Source organism: Desulfopila sp. IMCC35006, from assembly GCF_005116645.1.
In the GTDB taxonomy this organism is placed as follows: domain Bacteria; phylum Desulfobacterota; class Desulfobulbia; order Desulfobulbales; family Desulfocapsaceae; genus Desulforhopalus_A.
This window is the reverse complement of record NZ_SWCM01000011.1, coordinates 160,729-178,312: the sequence shown is the minus strand read 5'-3', so window position 1 is coordinate 178,312 and position 17,584 is coordinate 160,729. Positions and strand designations below refer to the sequence as shown.

Annotated in this window: 9 protein-coding genes; all 9 read right to left on the bottom strand. The window is 55.8% G+C overall.

Annotated features, from left to right (window positions below):
• Positions 1-39: 39 nt before the first annotated feature.
• Complete coding sequence (locus tag FCL47_RS17780) at positions 40-1,761, bottom strand: PASTA domain-containing protein (RefSeq protein WP_136814894.1); 1,722 nt, start codon at positions 1,759-1,761, stop codon at positions 40-42.
• Positions 1,758-4,199, bottom strand: a complete 2,442-nt coding sequence (locus FCL47_RS17775; protein ID WP_136814893.1) for a CHAT domain-containing protein — start codon at positions 4,197-4,199, stop codon at positions 1,758-1,760. Before FCL47_RS17775 ends, FCL47_RS17780 begins: the two co-directional genes overlap by 4 nt.
• Positions 4,200-4,208: 9 nt before the next feature.
• A complete protein-coding gene (locus tag FCL47_RS17770) occupies positions 4,209-4,544 on the bottom strand; it encodes a hypothetical protein (protein WP_136814891.1) in 336 nt (111 codons plus the stop codon).
• Positions 4,541-4,777 carry a hypothetical protein gene (locus tag FCL47_RS17765; protein WP_136814890.1) on the bottom strand — a complete coding sequence of 79 codons (237 nt, stop codon included), beginning with the start codon at positions 4,775-4,777 and terminating at the stop codon, positions 4,541-4,543. Before FCL47_RS17765 ends, FCL47_RS17770 begins: the two co-directional genes overlap by 4 nt.
• Positions 4,778-4,905: 128 nt before the next feature.
• Positions 4,906-13,461 (bottom strand): hypothetical protein, encoded by an 8,556-nt coding sequence (locus FCL47_RS17760; RefSeq protein ID WP_136814888.1) that lies wholly within the window; start codon positions 13,459-13,461, stop codon positions 4,906-4,908.
• 24 nt (positions 13,462-13,485) lie between these two features.
• Positions 13,486-13,830, bottom strand: a complete 345-nt coding sequence (locus FCL47_RS17755) for a hypothetical protein (protein ID WP_136814886.1) — start codon at positions 13,828-13,830, stop codon at positions 13,486-13,488.
• A gap of 34 nt (positions 13,831-13,864) precedes the next feature.
• Positions 13,865-15,472 carry a collagen-like protein gene (locus FCL47_RS17750; protein ID WP_205747356.1) on the bottom strand — a complete coding sequence of 536 codons (1,608 nt, stop codon included), beginning with the start codon at positions 15,470-15,472 and terminating at the stop codon, positions 13,865-13,867.
• 12 nt (positions 15,473-15,484) lie between these two features.
• On the bottom strand, positions 15,485-17,086 hold the full coding sequence (locus FCL47_RS17745) for a hypothetical protein (protein ID WP_136814884.1): 1,602 nt from the start codon (positions 17,084-17,086) through the stop codon (positions 15,485-15,487).
• 14 nt (positions 17,087-17,100) lie between these two features.
• Positions 17,101-17,571, bottom strand: coding sequence for a hypothetical protein (locus FCL47_RS17740; protein ID WP_136814882.1), 471 nt, complete (start codon positions 17,569-17,571; stop codon positions 17,101-17,103).
• Positions 17,572-17,584 lie beyond the last annotated feature (13 nt).

The following is a 17,584-nucleotide window of genomic DNA, read 5'->3' as shown; positions in this document are numbered from 1 at the left end:
CTGCCCCTTACCCCATGTGGAGAAAGGCCATAGTATTGTCTATTGTATCGTGCCGATAGTAAACGTGACAGTATTGCCGCAGGCAGCGGTTGCATTGCCCTGAGGAGTCTGCTGCGTTACCACTTGAGGGCCACTGAGACGCATGCGTACCCTGGGGACCAACCTTGCCTTCTCTATCCTTGACACCGCTGCACTTTCCGTCAGTCCCATAATATCTGGCACAGTACATACGGTATGCATTAAAGCCGGGGATATAACCACTCCAGTCGGGGCAATCTGAGGAATGGTGGGAGTACGCGAAGGTGGCGCCACAACAACCGGTCTTTGCGAAATGTCCAGACGTACCGTGCTACCCGGCTGCACAAGAGTCCCTGCCGAAGGAGACTGTGAAATTACCGTGTCCACCGCCATATCCGCGCGGACATATCTCCGCGGATTGCCGGAGCCCAGCCCGACTTCTCTTAACAGCGCCAACGCTCTTGCATAGGGCATCCCTACCAGGGATGGCACCTGCACCCCGGTCTCGGCAATGGTAAGAGACACGGCACTGTCTTTCTTCACTCTGAGACCAGGTTGCGGATTCTGACCGATAACGGTGCCAGCGCTGATGTTCGGAACACGTTGCCGCTTCTCGGAACCGACTTTAAGCCCTGCCCTACTCAGCAGCATACGAGCCTGATCTATTTGATAATTCTCCAGATTTGGCACCACTACGGATTCAGCCTCAACGACAATATTGATCACACTGTTCACTGCTACCTTTGCAAATGGTGGAGGATCCTGCCTGATAACTCTGCCCGGCTCAGTACTTCCGGTAATTTCCGGTCGTATCTCACCTGAAACCAGCCTCAGATTACGGATGCGTTCCAAGGCAACATTCTGTGCAAGCCCCGTAAGCTGCGGCACCACCCGCTCCTCTGCCCGGTAGACAAGAACCACCCCCTGGCCTTTACCTACCCGTGCCCCCGCCTCCGGTTTCTGAGAAATAACCGTGCCTAGAGGTTGATTTCCTTCAATACTTCCCACCTCTTTCCCTACAGTAACGCCTGCGGCGCGCAGCTTCGTCTGTGCCAACTCGAGTGGCAGCCCGGTCACATCCGGCAGCAATCTTAATTTTTCTTTCTCCCCGGCGTTTTGCTCCACCCTGTTTACCCAGCGGATAATCTCGTTGGCCCGGTCACTTTCCAAGACGGATTTCCGGGGAGCAGCTCCCGGCGAGACCGTCGCCTCTTCCAGGCGTGAAAGTCGCAGTGGCGCAAACTGCGCTGTCTTTGATTCCATCCGTACCACCCCGGAAATGACGGCAACTGTAAACGCATCGCCGGGTCCGCGGCTCACCAGAAACTCGGTGCCTTCAGTGCTGGCCGAGCTATATTCCGTATCGATTCGCAAGGAATCTTTTGCCTTTACAAAGACACGCCCAATCACTTCCCCTGTGCTTTTCAGCAGATTAATAATATGATTCGGGTTCACCAACTGGATGTGCGTCTCGGGAGCCAATATCAACTGGCTGCCGCCGAGAAGCCAGACAATGGCCGTCACCCCTGGAAGGGTTACAACTTCATCCCCCTTATTGATCTCCGTGGCAACTCCTGCCGTTGTCGATTCCCCCTGGCGAATCAACATCACCGCTGATCGTCCCTCGCCGGTTACCGGGAGTTCGTTTATCAGGATATGCCTTATTTTTCCAGGGGCACACCCCCCCACCATGACCGAAAGACTCAACAGCAGCAGGCAATACAACCAACGGTCTCGTTTCATGTCAGAATCCTCCTGTCTATTTTTCCAGTAACCAGATAGGAAACCGCAAATGCTCCGATGGGATACAGGATATTTACCAGCAGGTGATATGCCGCATAGAGATACAGAACACAGCAAAACGTCAGGAACACAACACACGTCGAAGCAATAACTCTTTTATACCGAGGGGCTGCAGACATACTGCCGCGTATGGAGCTGCCGAGAAAACCAAGAAGCGCCATGACCATAAACTGCCAGCCGCCGCTCAGTCGCTGCACGGAAATATTGTGCAACAGCGAATTCACGGCTTCAGCATGATATTCCACCCCATATCTCTTCTCCCGCAACCATCCCCGTCTTTCGGAAAAAACATCGTCATGCTCTCCCCCGACCAGCACCAGCTTGCCGCCAACATAAGGCACCAGCTCCGATACCGGCATACCGAGCACCATCTCATAACGCAGGCGTTGATGAGGGTCGCGCAGCGCACCTGTCGAAACCGGAGCAAAAACGAGGTTACCCACCAGATCACCGTCTGCTATCAGTGCGCACCACTGCTTGCCTTTGGCGCGAATCACCTCGGCAAACTGCAGCGAGGAAGAGTGGCCGTCAGCGGAGGTAAAATGCACATGCCTCTTTTCCATATCCCGCTCCGGGTTAAAATCTATCTTCAGTCCTTTAAAAGCCGCATACGCTACCAGCGAAAAAGCGAAGTCGGTCGTCAATACGCTGTCGCCCTGTTTGACAACAACCAGGGGAACTGACTGGGTGATCCGGAGTTTCTGCCCGATACAGGTGTTTCCCAGGCCTTGCGGGATCGCTCTTTGTATTTCGGCGGCAATTTTGACTCGATTCTGCTCGTCCAGCTTCTGCACGCCGACAACAACCTGCGTCTCTCTTGCTTTCGCCTTTTCTATCGCCGCAGCAAAAAGATTATCCTGGGCTGTCTGCTCTTCAAACACCATATCAAAGGCCACTGTCTTTGCTCCTGCCTCGGCAAGTTTCCCCAGCAGATCAGGGTGCTGCTGGCCTCGCCAGCTCTTTTCAACTTTTTGATCGGTGGTGACAATGACGATATTCTCGTTGAAAGGCGTGTCGGCAACCCACTCTCCCAACCGCATTGAATACATCTCGGTCAGGGTATCGAGATTGAGCAGGTCAAAGGCGCCTACCCAGGAGAACAGAAACAGGACACAGGCAACGATCGCGCCGCAGATCTGGCCGTATCGGCGCAGGGTCTCCAGGCGAGCCAGACGGCTCATCGCCTCTCGATCTTCCGGATTTCCGGTGAGTACGCTGTTATTCTGATAGGTGTCATACACCGCTTTGATCCGGTGCAGCTCCGACTTTGCCCAGGGTATATGGGGGACAAATTTTTTCTGTTGCGGCGTAAATAAAATTCCTTCCCGCGCGCGAAGATAAAGAACAGGCGTGCAGTAGTCCCGCGCATCATCTACCTCGGCGGACAGCCTGTTGCGGGCCTGCACCATCGCCACATCAACTCTCCCGGTATCCCAGCCCCGGAACAGTTTACGATAGAATTCTCTCGCAAATACGATGGCAGACCGGTCATCAATGGCGTATTTCATCGCGACTACCGCAGGAATTCCCCGCGTAACCAAGCCCGGAGCAATACCCGAAAGAGAACGGGTGGAAGAGATAGATGCTCCATGACAACTATTGAGTACGGCCAGTTTCATCGTCGGGTGGTTCTGGAACAAAGAGACAAAACGGCTCTCATCAACATAGTCCGCGGCTCCCTCTTCTGTATTGAACAGAAGGCAACCGCGATCATCTCTAAATCCCCCGTGGCCGATAAAATGCAGGCAATTATATTTCCGGTCGTTCAGCTCATCGCTGAGTTGTTCCAGGGTGACATTTCCTTCCAGAAACCTGATGTGCACCTGTTTTTTTACATCGTGCAGAGCCTGGTCGAGCTGCTCTTTTTCCGCGGCAGAATTGAGTTCGGGATACGGCGATACGCTGGCTGGGATAACCACCAGCATACGAATGGGAAACGGGACGGAAAGCTCCGGTATCGGGATGGCAATTTCCAGATAACGGACCAGCGGACTGCTCATGGAACTGCCCATGAAACATTTCTGTGCCGGAAAATACATGGCCTCCCACGGGAGGGCAGCAATTTCCGGCGGCCCGATTCGCAGCCGGACCCGAAGCCCTGTGTCCCTGCTTGCCCGGGCATGCCCGAAACTTTGCTGAAAGATGGTTTCGATTTCGCCGGTAAAGAGCAGCGTATACAACCGGGTGCCGAAACGGACCAGTTCCTCCATGTCCGTTTGACGATCTTCCAGGCGGATCAGGGCCTCGTGAACAGCAGTATGGTCTGGATCGAGCAGGAGAATGCCCCTGGCCTCGCCGAAATTTTCTGATTGCGCTCTGACCGGGTATCCGCGGGTGTTGGCTTCGTCGATGGCGATGTCGAAATTATGATAGAGCATAGGATGGCTCTACTTTTCTTTCCGCTTCAAAACAAACTTGAGGCCACCTCCCACTTCAAGCTTGGTACCGCTGCCCAGAAGACATACTTTCCCTTCTGCGGTTATTTGCGCGGATATTTCGACGTTATCAACCTGAAACGCACCAACACTGAAGCTGTCGGTTTCGAGTATTTCCGAGATCTGCCGGAAAAAAGTGCCCATATTGTTCCGCAGCGCAGCAACACTCACCGCACGGACTGCCTGCTCCGCTTTTTCACCACCCAACCCCCGTTCATGACGCACCGCATCGGTTTTGCCACTCAACGTTCCGCCAATCAGTATTGTTTCATTGGTATTGCCATTCATGACCCCTCCTGCTTTGCCGCCCGATCCGGTTGCTTCCGATCGCGCAAAACGAGTCTGACCACCAGACTGATGACCAGATCGATGAGATACCACGTGGCAAGGAAAGCCAGGCATTCCAAGGTGAAACTATGAAACTTGTAGAACAGCTCAGCTATGAGCATTGCAATACCAGCGGCAGGAACTTGCTCGACAAAAAATTCTCGGACAGACATGGATTTGATAAATTTATGCATGGGATTCTCCTTCCTGGCTGTTTTAAAAAACAGAAATATCGCTCCGCTAATTATCTTTTTTCCTCTCCCCCAATCTCTTGTGGTCCGGTCCCCCACTTCAACCTGAGATCCGCTTTCTGCCCTGCTGTCTACAGATCGAGCAGATATTTCAAGGCATCACTCAAATCCCTGTTGGTAGGACGAAGGGGCGGTTCGTTGTCGAGGCGAAGCGCGGCAATATCGGCCATGGAGTCCGGGGCCTCGCTATCCTGGGTATGATCGGCGGCCATTTCTTGCCAGGCCGCAAACGTTGGGATCCAGCCCAGTCCGGTGGCAACCTGCGCACCATCAGGCCTGACCGGTTGACCGTCGGCGGCAGGGGCTGGCGGAGGCTCCGGGCTGCCGTCGACAGTTTGGGCCGCCGCCCCCGACCCAAAGAGTGTCTGCCACTCGGCCATATGCCGTTCACTGAGATTCCAGCGACGAAAAACCTGGCTGACCGGATGAATAGCGGCACTGCCCGTCACTCCCTGGGCCTGGACCGTGCCGCCGTGCAATACCGGGGCCGCGGCTATGGAGAAAAGAGCGCCAAGTTCAGCTGCTTTATCAATGACTGTGCCGGAAAAATCATTGCCCGGTGCAGCCGGCAGCATGCGCAGCCTTTCATCAGAGCTGCAGCGGCTGCCGGGAATGCCGATGGAGGTGGCAATGACGCTGCGCGGCACATGATATACCGGCGTGGGTTTATCCGCATCCTCGCTGACCGGCAGGTAATCTGCCTGATGCGCATCATGCTCCCTATGGGTTTCGCAGCTGTCGCCCGGATCACTGAAGGCATCGGGAAAGGGCAGATTGTAGAGCAGATCGCCGCTGTCCACGGTTGTGACGGTCAGCGTTGGAACCAGTGCGGTAATTTGTGCGGCAAGGCCTGCAGCGCTCGTGGCATCGGTTAACTCGATGGGACCATGACTTGCGCCGCCGTTATCCTTGAAGGTCAGCCGATGACCGTCACTGTGAAAAGTCCAGTTGCTGTCCGCCGGGGCTACCAGGGTAACAAGGGCACGGGGGCCGGATGGGTATCGCTGATGCTCTCGATCCGCGTCACCCGCAAACCACATGGAGGTTTCGTCAAAGACCCTGGCAAAAGTTTTTCCCGGCCGGTAGGCGGTGTCACGACCCAACCGTTCCATGCCGATGTATTGCTGCCTGCGGTTGCGCAGCAGGGAGACCAGGTTGTCGGAACGGGCAACCGCCAGGGCGGAAAAAACACAGCCCGTGATAGCTCCTGCGGTCCACAGAGCCCAGAGAATCCAGAAGGCTATGTCGTTTCTTTTAATCTGCATGAGGCCGCAGAAGAGCAGATTGGCAAGCATGCTCATGGCGGGTACGGTCTGCAGGAAATTAAGACGGGCATATCCCGGTTCGTCCTCGACTGCATGGACAATACCCCTTATAAGAAACCAGATATCAAAGCCGGAGGTAAGACCCAATACCGGCCAGCGCACCGAGGCGGGAAGCGGCGTTGAGACCCCGTAGGACACACCATAAAAAACCCCCGACAGCATACGGGTGATACCGGCAATGAGGGCCTGGGTGAAATGACCGTTCTGTCTCGGAAAAAGGCTCCAGAGATACATGGAGTAGGCAAAAGGCGCGACACTGGACATAAAACCGGTCAGGCTTAACAGTTCGTAATACGATTTTTCATCAGGGTCGCCATGCTCCTCAGTGAAGAGTTTCCTGCCTTCGTCGAGCCCGTATCGGCCAATAAGCAGAGCGATGGAGGGCATAATAAAGATGGGACTCAGGATAAGCAGCCACCAGGCCCAGTGGAGATTAGGACTCAAGGTCCGGCGAAACAGATCGTAGCCCTCACGCAGGTTCTCGGCGGTGGGCACATCGGTTGCTGCCCTGTCGGGGTGATCGCCGAATTTTTCAGTACGCGCCGCGGCTGGATCGTATTGTTCCACCAGGGCCTGCTGGAATCCCTGGAACAGGCTGTCCGGCACCGCATCGCTTTCCGGCCACCAGTTGATCCATGCATCCTTTTCAGGTATCGAATCAAGCAGTTGACGACTGACATAGGATGCGCAGGCGACCTCGTCGGCGGTGAGGGCGTCGTGGTCCCAGTCCTGCGGCCCGCAGTCGGCCTGCAGTCCTCTCAAGACGGGATTCATCACCACGTTTGCTGCCAGGGCGTGCAGCATGCCCAGGGTAAAGGCCCTGATTTTCTTCTTGTCAGCATCCGGGGCGGCGGCAAGGGCTATTTCCGCCATGCGGATAACAAATTCGGCGGATTTAACCGCACGGTGACTGAGATCGGTATCCACCGATCCACGTTTGAGCACCTTGCCTATCCAGCCCTGTTCCGGCGAAAGCCAGTCCACATAGTCCGCCAGATTCCAGCCCATGCAGCCCATCATGACAAAACGCGAAAACCTGCCGTTGCACGGCAGCGACCTGTGCGCCGCGATATCCTCGGTCTCACTGAGAATCGATTTGCTATACAGGACCATGGCCAACAGCCGCCGGTCCGTATCGCGAAAGACGACGCTGCCCCCGGCAGCCTGTTTTGCCTGCAGGTTGTCGGCTAAACGGTTGATTTTTTCACAGGCGAGCATGGAAACACCCACCGGCAACATAAAGGGAACATTTCTCTCCAGACCATATTCCACGCCGGGCAGCGTACCGGAGAAACTGCTGGTGGTCAGATAGCGAACCGCAACATGGCGATCACTATCGGCAAGCGCATTGACCGTGCGTTCGTCACCGGCCAATCGGTCTCTTTCATGGAAAACGAAGGCGACCAGAGCGTGTTTCCTGCCGTCTTCAAGGTTGTCGCCGGATGCCAGCATATCTGACGGCAGGTTGAATCTGGCTGTTCGAGGATTGGCGCATCGCACGTCATCCAATGCCACACTGCCCACAGTTGTCCAGTCCTCATTTTCTACCCTGCCATTGGCGAGCAGGGAAAGCCGGTAATTTTCCGGCAACTGCGGCGGGGTGTCGCCGGCAAAAGCGCTGGAAACAAGCAGCACCACGGTCACCCCGTCGGCTTGCTCGCGCCCCCGATTATGGACCAGCACGTACACATGACTGGTGATGGGTAAACGGTGAACCGGTACCTCGTCCGAATTATCTGTCAACTCGCCAATAAAGTTGGCAAAACCCAATTCCTCCCGGTCACCAAACTGATATCTGCCGTCACTGTCCGGCGCATCAATCCTGATGTCCGGCGATGTTCCGAAAGCGGTGTTTATCGCAGGCTGGGTCGGGTCGGGATCACCATAGGTAGAGGTACCGCCCTCCCGGCCAGGATCGAGCTGATGGTCGCGCAGGTAGAGCTCAATGGCAAGGGCTTGAGCATCGTCCAGAGTATATTCATACATCCCGCGCCCGTGCGTTGCCGCACGCAGCAGTTTTTTATGCCCGGCAGCCTTGAAGACGGCAAGGCTGATGATGGCTGTTTCCGGAAGACCATTGTTGAATACCTCCCAGTCGATGCCGCCGTTGGTTGAACGCCAGAGCCCTATATCAGCTGCAACATAGAGATGATCATGGGTATCCGGATCAATGATCAAGGAGTTGATCTGGCTGTTGAGCAGGCCTGTACCTCCGGTTCCTGTTCTGTCATGCCAGCTTGTACCGTCGTAATAATGCACCCGGGTGCCCGTTCCTGAACCACCCTGTCCGCCCAGCGAAATGTAGATCCTGTCATTATGGGCAGGATGAACCGCAATCGAGGTGATGTAGGAAAAATTCGTCGGTGATGCATGAAGGGCCGCGGGAGCCTGCCAGGTGCCGCCCGATTTTTCGATTTTAAAGATCAGGCCGTTGGTTGTCCCTGCATAAATGAGATCTACGGTGGCAAATGCAAGGGCGGATATTGTGGCCCCGAGGTTGCCGGTGATAGCCTGCCAGTCGCCGTCGCCAAAACGGGTGTTGATCCACACCTTGCTCTCGCCAAAGGCAACCAGGTCCGCTCCGGCGGCCCCGGTTGATGCCGGGGTATAGGCATAGGGTGGATAAAACAACATATTATTGATGCGCGCATCATCGGCATACCCGGTGTTGACACTTTTGCTGCTATAGCTGTATCGCCCTCCCCCGCTGGTGCTGATGCGGTATTCATTGAGAATATAAACGCTGAAAAACTTGGTCGGGTCCGCCCGGTTGATAAAAGCTGCGCCGCCATCCCCCCCGGCCGATAAAATCCAGGCCTCGTCGCCGGTATAGCGCAGGGCCCCATTATCCTGGGTGCCGCCGATGATGACGCCTTCCTGGCCCGGATGCTGCCCGATGCTGTTAAACTGCAGGGTCTGCAGGCCGTCGTTGCATGCCCGGAACAGATTATCCAGATTATCGGCGGCCAGTGCGTTGCTGGTATAAAAAACCCCGCCGTCGCAGCCTACCCACAACTGACGGGGATCATTCTGGGCGAAGACCAGGGTATGCAGGTCGGGATGGATGGAGTTGCCGAGAAAGGTCGTTGCCATGGACAGTGTTGTACCGCTGCCGCTGATATCACAGCGGTAGAGAAAACCGGAATACTCACTGTTGGACCAGACCCAGGCGCCGCCGATATACAGGCGGTTTTTATTGTCCGGGGCAATGGCAAAACCACGGTTATAGCTCCCCTGTTTTTCGATGTTGGCGGGGGTGCCGGATACCTGAGTCCAACCACTCCATGCTCCCTGGAAGCCCGAGATCCGTTCTGCCCGATGTACTTGGCCGTCATCGTTGATGGCATAGATAACATCCTGATTTGCTGCGTTTCCCTGGTCGAGAAAGACTGCCAGGGCAATACGGTTTTTGCCGACGGGATAGCCGGTCCCCACCCGCTGCCAGTGAGCGCCCTGATCCCAGGTCTCAAAAATCTGGCCGCCGGCCCCACCATTGGGCAGGGCTGCAAAAAAATGACTGGCCCCCCCGCGCCTGGCGACAAGAACACTGGTACATCGACTGTTCGCCGGTAATGGGGGCACCGCTATACGCTGCCATTCAAATCCTGCTACGCCTATTTTGGCCTGGCGTTTGTAAAGACCGATATTGGTGGCGCCAAAAACAAAATCCGCCTGCGCCGGATCCGGATCAACCGCCAGCGCGTAAAATCCAGCGCCGGTGAGCGAATTTGCGGCAGAGCCTCCATGTGCTTCCTGCGTCCAGCTTTTGCCGCCATCATCGGAAACCAACACGCCGTCGCCCAGATACGTAATACCAGGCGCTTCACCGGTCCCGACAAATATTTTATCCGGATCACGGGGGTCAAGGGCAATGGCCCCGCAACTGAGGGTGGTGACCCCTTTTGCGGATACCCCCGGAATACTTCGATACAGGGGATCGTAGTTGATGGAATCCATGAGCGAATACCAGCGGTGCCCCTGGTCATCACTGCGCCACACCCCACCGCTGGCCGTGGCGGCATAGACCCGTCTGCCGTCTGCCGCAACGGCAATTCCTGAGACTCTGCCGCTGACCGTTGGCTGACTGCCTGCCTGGCCGCGCAGTACCCCCGAGGGGCCGATAGGCTTCCAGGAATTAGCTATAGACACTGTAGCAGGAGGTACCGCAACCCCGGCAAGCAGGGTTGCCCGTACTCTTTTGGCGGCAACCAACCGTTCGCTTTCCACCAGATCGCTGAAAACACGAGTCGAACTGGCAAAGGGATCATCCTTATGGTGAAGAATGATCAGGAGTTGAAAAAGATCGGGAGTCCCCGTGCCGGCCAGTTCTTTCAGTAAATCAGAACTCAGCTCAAAGCGCGTCACCCGGGGGTGTCCGGCACGCAGATCAGACATATTGCGCAGCCCCACCGTGCGCCAGCCGTCTCTATTGACCGGCGTTCCCCGGCGCACATAATAATCAAAATCCTCCGGCAGATCCGGTACTGCACCACCGGTTTCCACGGCGATCAGCAGCATGACCTGGATACGGTGCGCCCATGCACTGCCGCGGTTATGCACCTGAACATAGACGCGGTTTATGACATTGGCAGAGTTGTCGGTATAGGTCAGGCCCTGGGATTCATCGGTAAAAATATCGACAAAGCGAAGGAATTCAAGACACTCGTCGCTGGCAAACTGGTAATTCAATCCGGCATCGGGAGCATCAGTCTTCATATCCGGACTGGAGTGCGCAGCCACATGGTTGGCGGGAGCCGCCGCCAATTGGGCCGTATACATATTCTGGGCAGCGGTTAACTCTGCCAGCCTTGCCTGGTTTTCCGTCTGTCCGGCGGCAATTGCCGCGTTATAGGCAGTCTGGGAGGCAGCAATGGTTGCCGTTTCAATGGCCGCCAGATTCGCCGGTCCAAGGGGATTGTCAATGTTGGCGGCGGCAAGGTTGCTGGCAATACGGCCCGTGTCCAGTTGATGGTCGCGAACATAGAGATGCACGGAGCGCGTTGCATCATCGAGATGCCGTTCAAAGAGTCCCCGGCCAAAGGTGGCGGCACGGATCAGGCGGGACGGGGCGAATACATCCAGATCAAGAATGGCGCAATCGGGAAGCCCGGTTGCCCACAGCTCCCAGGTTATCCCCGCGTCAAGTGAGCGCCAGCAGCCAATATCGGCTCCGATATAGATTCGCAGAGGCTGTGCTGCATCCGCCGGGGCATCGACAAGTATGCAGTTGAGTTGCACCGTCATTAAATTCTGATTGGCATCGGCATTGGTGCCGCTGCGATTATGCCAGCTGGCGCCATCGTAATACCAAACCCGGGGATGATCACCAAAGCCGCCAAAGGTGATGAAACAGGCGCCCACATTCCGTGGATCAGCAGCTATATCGGTGATGGGCTGGCGGATCGGATTACCATTATGCACCAGTCCCGGCTGGGTATCCAGTCGCTGCGGGGCAGGCCACGGCGTTGCCGCACCGGGGTTTTCCGTGAAAAAATAGATCTCACCATTCATCAGGCCGGCAAAAAGATGGGTCTGATCACCAAAAGTGAGGCATTTTATCCGGCTGTCATTGGCATTGCTGAAAGCTGCCGTACTCAGAATAGTTCGCCCGGCGGGAGTGGGCAGGGCATTAAAATTGGTGCCGAAATTGTCTGACAGCCAGATGCGTTCTGCGCCCCAGGCCACCCGATCGGCCTCGGCATCATTGGCGGGTGCAGGCGGAGTGACTAAAGGCGGGTAAAAAAGGATTTGTTCATTCAGGGTATAGCTGAGCAGACTGTAGGATCCGTTGCGGTTGCTGACCCCGGCGTCGGATTTATGAAACAGACTGTTGGTAATATAGCCAATGAGCAGCCTCTCCGGATGACGCCTGTTGATAACAATGGCGCCGGCGTCGCCATGGGCCGAGCAGTACCAGGATTCCTGACCGGTATAGCGCAGACAGCCATTGTCCTGGGCGCCGGCGAAAATAACAGCTTCATGCTGGGGATGGCTGGTGATTTTATGGGTGAGCAGGCTGCCGATACCGGCATTGCGCTGGGTGAAGATATTTCCCGCACCCTGCGGCGTCGTGGTAAAGAAAATACCGCCATCGCCGCCAACCCACATCTCATTGGCATCGCCCGGCTTAAAGGCAATGGCATGGATATCGGCATGCATCGAACTGCCGAGCGCAACGGTGGTTGCCGTATCGATAAAATCGGGATCGCCGGGTATCCCTGCCGGGGTTCGGGCCATGGTCAGACGATAGAAGATGGCCGACCATATGCGCTCGCCATCTGGACGGGTTATGAGGCTTGTGGCGCCTCCGACAAAAATTCGTTCCCCGTTGGCAGGATCCACCGCCAGAGCCAGGTTATAAAAGCCCTGATCAGCAATATCGCCGGGTAAATTGGCAATACTGTTCCACTGATTGGCTGCCGTGCCGTTCCAGCGGAAAATAAAACCGCTTGACGTCCTGGCATAGAGAAAATTCGGGTCATCATGTTTAACCGCCAGGGTAACCCGGCCGTCAAGGCTGTCAAAAGGATCGCCCGGCGGCGGAAAGACCCCCAACGGTGTCCAGGTAGCACCATGGTCGATGGACCGGTACACTTGACCGCTGGCAGCCCCACTTCCCCTGGTCGCCGCATAAAATACCGGGGGATTGGCACCGGCGCTGGCGACCACCACCGAGGTGACATCAACATCAGACCCGTCCCGTCCCGAGATATCAGGCCGGATACGTCGCTGCGACCAGCGATACTCCGCGCCTGAACGCTGGCGGACATAGAGGCCCCTTGTGGTGGCGGCAACCGCAATATCCTTGTTGGTCGGGTCAACGACCAGGGCATAAAAACCGATGCCAAGCATGTCTGTGCTTGGTTGCCCGTCCTGGGCGGTGGTTTCCTCCTCAATATTCCAGGTAAGACCGGCATCCGTTGACACCGCGACCCCGGCGCCGAAATAAAAGGGAGCAGCTCCTTCAAAGGCTGCCGCTTCACCGGTTCCAACGAAAATTGTATCCTGATGGTCCGGATGAATGGCAATGGCGCCACAGGCGAGTGTATCAACACCCACCGCAGAATTATTAATTGATGTGGGATTGACAGCGACCTGGGGATTGCGATCGAAGCGATCCATCAAAGGCCGCCAGGTAACTCCCCTGTCGTCGGACCGCCAGACACCGCCATTGGCCGTAGCGATATAGACGCGCTGGCCATGACGGGGCAGGGCAATTCCCGACACCCGGCCGCTTATGGCAGGAAATGTTGAGGCCTGACCGCGCCTGGCAGATGATGGACCAATGGATACCCAGCTCACACGCATGCCTCCCTGAAGAATCTGTTACTCTTTGTCCAGCATAGTCCGGACTTTCTTCGTTGCCGCTTTTTCAAGCTCCTGCTGCTGCGCAAGGAGACGACGCTTATACTCCTGCATCATGTTCGATCTGATTCTCGCCAGCGGAGCGGCTGCAGCCTGCTGTTCTTCGACCGTACGCTTTTTCGTGATGCTCCTTGTCTTTGTATTTTCGCTCTCTGCAACAGCAAGTGGCTCTAAAAATGGAAAGCGCTGCTGGAGAAAATAATCCGCCCGTTTTTGTGAATTGCCGCCTTTACCTTTTTTTTTGCGAATCCCGGCATCGTTGACATATTCGATCTCATCATCAGGTGTATAGGGTTTGGGACTCATGCGGACCTCCTGGGTTGATTCCCGGTATATCTGATCAGGGAGCAATCTTCATCCAACAGGCAAATATACCTCCCGGCATATAGGGATCGGGGAAGCCCATTACCAGGCCGGCACTGCCCGACACCGGTATCCCGTCCGTACCGCGAAGATAATCAGCCAGCAGATCTATCTGCAGCGATGTTTCCCGCTCCATATCCATATATTTACTCAGAATTGCTGATGAAAGAGTGCAGTTCCAGGAAAGGATCGTAGGTCTGGTCTGGGAGAATGATATTTTTCCCGGCAGCAGATGGAGAATGTTCTCCTGTCCCTGCAGACGGACACGAAGACAATTCGCGCCGGTTCTGTCAATCAATGCGCCATCCAGCGGGGCACTGAAGACAAAGCTCAAGCCCCTGCTCAGAAGAATTTCGACGACGTTCTGAGGGTTGACAGGTGTCAGGGGATTCCAGGATAATTTTGTAACCACCACCACTTTCTCAGGGATACCCGACGGCCCAGCCGGGCCTTGGGGTCCCTGAGGCCCTTGAATTCCCTGGGGTCCCTGGCTGCCTGTGTTTCCAGGGTCTCCTTTGGCTCCGGGCGGCCCCGGTGGCCCCTGCTGGCCGGCAGCACCGGTATCCCCTTTGGGCCCGGGCAATCCCGGTGCACCCTGCGGGCCGGCAGCGCCGGTGTCCCCTTTGGGCCCGGGCAATCCCGGTGCACCCTGCGGGCCGGCAGCACCGGTGTCCCCTTTGGGCCCGGGCAATCCCGGTACACCCTGCGGGCCGGCAGCACCGGTGTCCCCTTTGGGCCCGGGCAATCCCGGTACACCCTGCGGGCCGGCAGCGCCGGTATCCCCTTTGGGCCCGGGTACCCCCTGAGGCCCCTGTTCGCCGGGTATTCCCGGAACACCCATGCTTCCCTGCTCTCCCGGATCACCCTTTGGGCCGGGTATGCCTGGGTCGCCTTTTTCCCCGGCAACTCCGGGATCCCCCTTGGGCCCTTGTTGCCCGGGATCACCCTTTTCTCCCTGCTCACCCTTTTCGCCGGCCGGCCCGGCGGGACCTGGAATGGTGGTCGCCTCAATTGCAGTCCCGTCAAAACGCCATCTGCCTTTTTCATCCTGAAAATGATCCCCACTATGGCCATGATAGGAGGGGCATAAAAAAAGGCCGTCATTCTGGGTTACTGCATAAGTAGCCGAGTCACTGCTTGAAATCGTACCGACAACAAAGTCATCTCCCGACAATGGACTATTTCTGGGCAGAACAACAATGCTGGTGTCGGCAAAAATAATAGTCTGTACATCCCCGATACGGGCAAGGGGCTGATCATGGTTGGCGCTGCGCAAAACAACCTTGTATTCTGAAGCAGACGGCTCAAGAACCTCTCCAGGCGTGCTCTCGGCTTGTATTTTGAGGGCAACGTCCTCGCCGACGAAGAGGCGCTGGCCTGCCGCAGAAAGAGCAAGGCCAGAGCTCAAGGTTACGGTCTTTCCATCTTCACTGAGAAGCAGCCGTAACCCCCAGGCGATTCGGCCACAGCCCAGGGCATATCGAAGATCGCTGATACCCTGGGCCAGGGCTTCCTGCATATGATTCAGATGTTCAGGTGTTACCCGTAACCCATCCACAAAATTCGATTTCGCATCACTGGCCATAGCTCTTCCTCGTTAATCCTGGTAAATCACCCGGGCTTTGGTAAATGTATAGGTCCCTGGAGCGTGAAAATGCACGGGCACATCCAGCTTCCCACTACGGGGGCGGATCGCATTCTTAAACTCTACCTCCACATCAAGGGGGGCACTACCGGTGGTGATACCCTGAAGTTCTTCGTCTGACTGGGGGTCAAGCGGGATGATGGCATGTATTGCTCCATCGGTAACCGGCTGACCGTTGAGGCGGAGCCGCCCCTTAAGCTTCGGGTCCTGCCCGTTCAGTCGCAGGCTGAAAGGTGAAAATGGACCTCCCGGAATACCCCGCTGCAGGGTGACGACCCCATCAGATGCAACACTGTTGTCACCCAGCTGCCACCAGCACTTGCCCCGGATAACATTGATTTCCAGCCAGAGATCAGTACCTGTCCGGATATATACAGGCTTGCCCAGCTCCAGCAGCACCCATGTCTCCTCCTGCGTCTCATCAATGGTGAGCGACTTAAAAGCACCATCAGCATGAGAATCCCCCACTTTGCCGTCATCATCCTGGTGCAGAAAAGCTGTTATCTCTGCACCACCCTTCTCGACCTGCAGAGGAAGGCGCACGCCTTCGATGGTTTTGAATTTTGTTAAGATGTCCTCGGTGAGTGATACGGCCAGAGCATGGTCGCTGTCGAGAACAAGCTCGCCGAGGCTGAGCGCCTGGGGGCCAACGGCGGGAAAGAACCGCGATCGGCCGATGTTGCCCTCCAGCGTAAAAGAAATGGAGCTGGTCAGCCAGGAGCTGCTTGCCGCGGGAAGGGGCAGGGAAAGCGTCGACCGGCATTCCTCGGTTATCTCAAGAGCAAGCGCCTGGGCAGGAAACACGACATCATGGCTGAGCAGGTATTGCGGCGACGGAATGGTCAATTGCAGGCGACAGGCCATTGCTGCGCGCAGCACTATTTTAATGGCCGCTGCCCCGGCGTAAAGTTCATCCTGCAGGAGTTTCGTGATATCGACAGTTTCACGAAACGAAGGAGACTCCATAAGAACCTTGCTGTTTTGTTTATCAGCCGGAGAAAGTTTTACCGGTCCAATGTGGGTCCATGCAGTCTTGTCGTTTATAGACAGAACGAGATCGGCAGGAACATCCGGCAGAATGATAGTGCCCTGGTCGGCGAGTTCTTCAATATCTACGTCACTCGCAAACGTCACCGACAGCCGTTCCGTGGCTACTTCGGGGAAGAGGGCATTCTTTTTGGTCACCGTCAAGGCGCCGCCACTAAATTCCGCGCCGGTCCAGGTGTTTATTTTGTCAATAGTCTGGGGCGCTTTCAGGCCTGAGACAGAACGCATTCTTTTCAGATCTATAATGGCTTTTTTCCTGCTATCCTCACTGAGCCGTGTTTCCCCGGCTTCCCGCCAGGAACATGCACCGGCAGGCATGGCAACAATGCTTACTTCCACTTTGGAGAGCAGCGCATTGGCGGGGAGATCGAGGGTCTTCTCCACTTTTGCCGCGCAAGAGAGTCCACCACCTGCTCGTGGGCCAGCATATGCCTCAGCTGCGGCCTTTGCCTCTGCTGCAGCGACGCTGTCCTGTATCATGTCTACCCGGCTTGCTTCTGCCTTCATCGTCAGACCCTTGGTTATTTCATCACATCGTATGCTGCCACAATAACGTCATATGCTGCTTTTTTGCTTTTGGTCGGATCATTATCGTTGATTTCGAGTCCAAGATTTTCAGCAAAGAAAGCCCCCATAATCACCTGTTCTTCCGGGGTGAGGTCGACACTTTTTTCTGTTTTCTCAATGATTTTTTTCACCGCATCATTGCTCTTGACCTTATCCACGATTTCCTTGGCCGATTTACCGGCATACCCGACATGGGCCCCTTCATAAATGTCCATGGGCATGAGGTCTACATCTTCAAAATAGACGATGATTTTCGTACCGGGCGATACCAGTGTGCCTGCTTTCGGATTCTGTTCTACCGCCCTGAGGGTCACCGGCTGGAAAACAAAGTCATCCTTGATGATATCTTTAATGGGAACGGATCGTGAATACGTATATTGGACATCAGAAAAAAGGTTTTTGTTGAGTTCGAGAAATGATGGCATCGTTGCTCTCCCT

Excerpts from the sequence above, each read along its gene's own strand:
- FCL47_RS17780 (WP_136814894.1), bottom strand. The coding sequence starts at position 1,761 with ATGAAACGAGACCGTTGGTTGTATTGCCTGCTGCTGTTGAGTCTTTCG.
- FCL47_RS17775 (WP_136814893.1), bottom strand. The coding sequence starts at position 4,199 with ATGCTCTATCATAATTTCGACATCGCCATCGACGAAGCCAACACCCGC.
- FCL47_RS17770 (WP_136814891.1), bottom strand. The coding sequence starts at position 4,544 with ATGAATGGCAATACCAATGAAACAATACTGATTGGCGGAACGTTGAGT.
- FCL47_RS17765 (WP_136814890.1), bottom strand. The coding sequence starts at position 4,777 with ATGCATAAATTTATCAAATCCATGTCTGTCCGAGAATTTTTTGTCGAG.
- FCL47_RS17755 (WP_136814886.1), bottom strand. The coding sequence starts at position 13,830 with ATGAGTCCCAAACCCTATACACCTGATGATGAGATCGAATATGTCAAC.
- FCL47_RS17750 (WP_205747356.1), bottom strand. The coding sequence starts at position 15,472 with ATGGCCAGTGATGCGAAATCGAATTTTGTGGATGGGTTACGGGTAACA.
- FCL47_RS17745 (WP_136814884.1), bottom strand. The coding sequence starts at position 17,086 with ATGAAGGCAGAAGCAAGCCGGGTAGACATGATACAGGACAGCGTCGCT.
- FCL47_RS17740 (WP_136814882.1), bottom strand. The coding sequence starts at position 17,571 with ATGCCATCATTTCTCGAACTCAACAAAAACCTTTTTTCTGATGTCCAA.